Raw genomic sequence first — 3,305 nt, forward strand, 5'->3', positions numbered from 1 at the left:
GGCCAACCGCGCCGCGGCGCTGACCCACCGCCTCCTCGCCTTCGCCCGGCGCCAGCCGCTGGAGCCGCAGCCGACCGCCGCCAACCCGCTGGTCACCGGCATGGAGGACCTGCTCCGGCGGACCCTGGGCGAGCGGATCCACCTCGAACTCGTCACCGCGGGCGGCCTGTGGCTGACCCTCTGCGACCCGCACCAGCTCGAGAACGCGCTGCTCAACCTCGCCATCAACGCCCGGGACGCGATGCCCGAGGGCGGCCGCCTCGTGATCGAGACCGCCAACGCCCATCTCGACCGCGCCTACACCCGCGTTCACGCCGGCGTGAACGCGGGGGCGTATGTCTGCCTCAGCGTCAGCGACACCGGGACCGGCATGAGCCCGGAGGTCGCCGCCCGGGCGTTCGACCCGTTCTTCACCACCAAGCCCCTCGGCCAGGGCACCGGGCTCGGCCTGTCGATGATCTACGGCTTCGCCAAGCAGTCCGAGGGACATGTCCGGATCTACTCGGAGCCGGGTTGCGGCACGACGGTCAAGCTCTATCTGCCGCGTCACCACGGCGTCGCACCGTCCGAGACGGCGGAATCCGGTCTCGTCGCGCTGCACCGGGCCGAGCACGGCGACACGGTGCTCGTGGTGGAGGACGACCCGGTGGTGCGCGACCTGATCGCCGAGGTTCTGGGCGACCTCGGATACACCGCGCTCCAGGCTGCGGACGCCGAGGCGGGCCTCGCGCTGCTGCGCGCGCCGGGGCGGATCGACCTGCTGATCAGCGACGTCGGATTGCCCGGCGGCCTCAACGGCCGGCAGATGGTCGACGCCATCCGCCCGGACCGGCCGGACCTGAAGGTGCTGTTCATCACCGGCTACGCCGAGAACGCGACCTTCGGCAACGGCCACCTCGAACCCGGCATGCGGATGATGACCAAGCCGTTCCCGGTCGAGGCCCTGGCCGCCCGGGTGCGGGCGATGATCGCGGGCCTCGACTGACCGGCCATGTCGCTCACCACCCGCATCCTGCTGCTGGTGCTGCTGGCGCTCACCCCGGCGCTGGCGATCCAGGGCTACAACGAGGTCGCGCTGCGCACGAGCCGCGATGCGGCGGTGCGCGCCGACGCCCTCGCCACCGTCCGGGGCGCGGCTGAGGATTTCGCCCAGCTGTCGGAGCGGATGCGCCAGGCCCTCGACCTCATCTCCGGGGATCCGTCCGTGCGGGCACACGACCCCGCCGCCTGCGCAGCCTACCTGAAGCGGTCCGCCGCCCGGCTCCCGCACGTGATCCTGATCGCACTTACGGATCCCGCCGGCGCGGTGATCTGCGACAGCGCCGGCTCGACGCCGGGATCGTACTCGACCGGCGCGCGCGCCTATCATCACCGCGCCCTGGAGGCCGGCGGCTTCGCGGTCGGCGGCTACGCGCTGGGGACCGTCTCGAACCGGCCCTCGATCCACTTCGCCCGGGTCGTGGCCGGTGGGGACGCGACCGACGGCCCCGCGACCGGCCTTCTGCTGGCCGCCGTCGATCTCGACTGGCTGTCCGACCATTTGGAGCAGACCCTGCACCAGGCCGAGACGGCCATCACGGTGACGGACCGCGACGGCCTGATCATCGCGCGGCGCCCGGACGGGGCGGACTGGATCGGCAAGCCGATCCCGCCGGAGCGCGGCGTGATGCGGACGGCGCGTGACGGCGAGGTGCGCATCGACGAGGGCCTCGACGGCCGCACGCGGGTCATCGCCACCGCCATGCCGGAGGGACCGCTCGCCGGGGTGCGCCTCGTGGTCGGACGCGACAGCGCGGCGGCCTTCGCGGATATCGATGCCGCCACCCGCCGCGGGCTGGTGCTGATCGCCCTGGGCGCGGTCCTGGCGCTGGCCGCAGCGCTCCTGGCCGGACGGATGTTCATCCGCCGCCCGATCGACCGCCTGCTTCGTACGGCGGCCGCTTGGCAGGTCGGCAACCTCGCCGCCCGCACGGGCCTGCGCGGTGCGACGGAGTTTGGCCGCCTCGGGGGCAAGCTCGACGCCATGGCGTCCGCGCTCCAGAGCAACACCGACGCGCTGCACGCCGAGATCCGCCACGGTCGCGCCCTGCAGGAACAGCAGGTGACGATGTTGCACGAGCTGAACCACCGGGTGAAGAACACCTTGGCCACGGTGCAGGCCCTGGCCCGCCAGTCCCGCGGCGCCGAGGGCGTCCTCGAGGCGCGGATCCTGGCGCTGTCGAAGACCCACGATCTCCTGACCCGCGAAGACTGGAGCGGCGCCTCCCTGCGTGAGGTGCTGGAGAGCGAGCTGAGTCCCTATCGCACGGAGAGCGACCAGATCGCCCTCGACGGGCCCGACGTCGCGCTCTCCCCCCGGCACGTGCTGGCCCTGGGCATGACGATCCACGAGTTGACCACCAACGCCGGCAAGTACGGCGCCCTCTCGGTGCCGGAGGGGCACGTGCGGGTCGCGTGGTCGCTGTCCGCGCCGGAGGGCGGCATGCCGCGCCTGCGCCTCACCTGGCAGGAGAGCGGCGGCCCGCCGGTGCAGCCCCCGGCCCGGGCCGGCTTCGGAACCCGTCTGATCTCCGGCGGCGTGCGGCGCGAACTCGACGGCCTGGTCGACCTCGCCTTCGAGGCCGGGGGCCTGCGCTGCCATCTGGACGTGCCGCTCGAACCGGGGTCGAGCACGATCCTGGTGCCGACGCAGTAGAGCGGCGCCCCCTCCTCCCGCAGGCGGCGGGTGCCCCGGATCACCCCCGGGTCCGCGCCACCGCGCGGGCGTCCTGCTTGACCTGCCGCCAGGTGCGCCACGGCTCCAGGTTCGACAGCGCCATCCGGCGCAGGCCGAGCCAGCCGAGCGCGACCGCCGCGACCAGGAACGGCGTCGCCACGATCAGCGCCGCCGGCGCCTCGGAGCCGAACGGCACGGCGAGCAGCTTCACGATTCCGTCGAGCCCGAGAAAGAACGTGACGATCAGCAGCACGGGGATCGTGCCGACGATCGCGACCAGCGAGACGATGGCCCGGACGTTGCCGTCGATCTCGGCCCGCGCCAGGCTCAGCAGCGATTCCAGATGCGTCGCGCTCTCGCGCAGGGCCGCGACCAGCAGGGCCAGGGTGCCGTCGGCTCGTTGACGCATGGTGCGGGTCTATCCTCTCGAACCGTCAGGGCCTGGGCCAACCGAGCCGCCCGCGCAAGCGTTCCGGCCCGACGCTCACAGCATCAGCAGCACGGCGCCGAGGATGAGGAACGTCGCGAGCGCCGCCAGGGCGACGGCCCGGGTGGCGTCGCGGCTGTCGTCGGGATCCCGGTCCGGCGC

General features: G+C 73.2%; 3 protein-coding genes. 2 read left to right on the forward strand and 1 reads right to left on the reverse strand.

From position 1 onward, the window contains the following. Positions 1-985 (forward strand): ATP-binding protein (locus FV228_RS24305; RefSeq protein WP_147856911.1); only part of this gene is annotated, 985 nt, incomplete at its 5' end. 6 nt (positions 986-991) lie between these two features. Next, on the forward strand, positions 992-2,695 hold the full coding sequence (locus FV228_RS24310; RefSeq protein ID WP_147856912.1) for an HWE histidine kinase domain-containing protein: 1,704 nt from the start codon (positions 992-994) through the stop codon (positions 2,693-2,695). A gap of 40 nt (positions 2,696-2,735) precedes the next feature. Here the strand turns inward: FV228_RS24310 and FV228_RS24315 are convergent, their stop codons facing one another. After that, positions 2,736-3,125 carry a phage holin family protein gene (locus FV228_RS24315; RefSeq protein WP_147856913.1) on the reverse strand — a complete coding sequence of 130 codons (390 nt, stop codon included), beginning with the start codon at positions 3,123-3,125 and terminating at the stop codon, positions 2,736-2,738. Between the last annotated feature and the right edge of the window lie 180 nt (positions 3,126-3,305).

The sequence above is a fragment of the Methylobacterium sp. WL18 genome, assembly GCF_008040015.1.
Classification (GTDB): Bacteria; Pseudomonadota; Alphaproteobacteria; order Rhizobiales; family Beijerinckiaceae; genus Methylobacterium; species Methylobacterium mesophilicum.

Excerpts from the sequence above, each read along its gene's own strand:
- FV228_RS24310 (WP_147856912.1), top strand. The coding sequence starts at position 992 with ATGTCGCTCACCACCCGCATCCTGCTGCTGGTGCTGCTGGCGCTCACC.
- FV228_RS24315 (WP_147856913.1), bottom strand. The coding sequence starts at position 3,125 with ATGCGTCAACGAGCCGACGGCACCCTGGCCCTGCTGGTCGCGGCCCTG.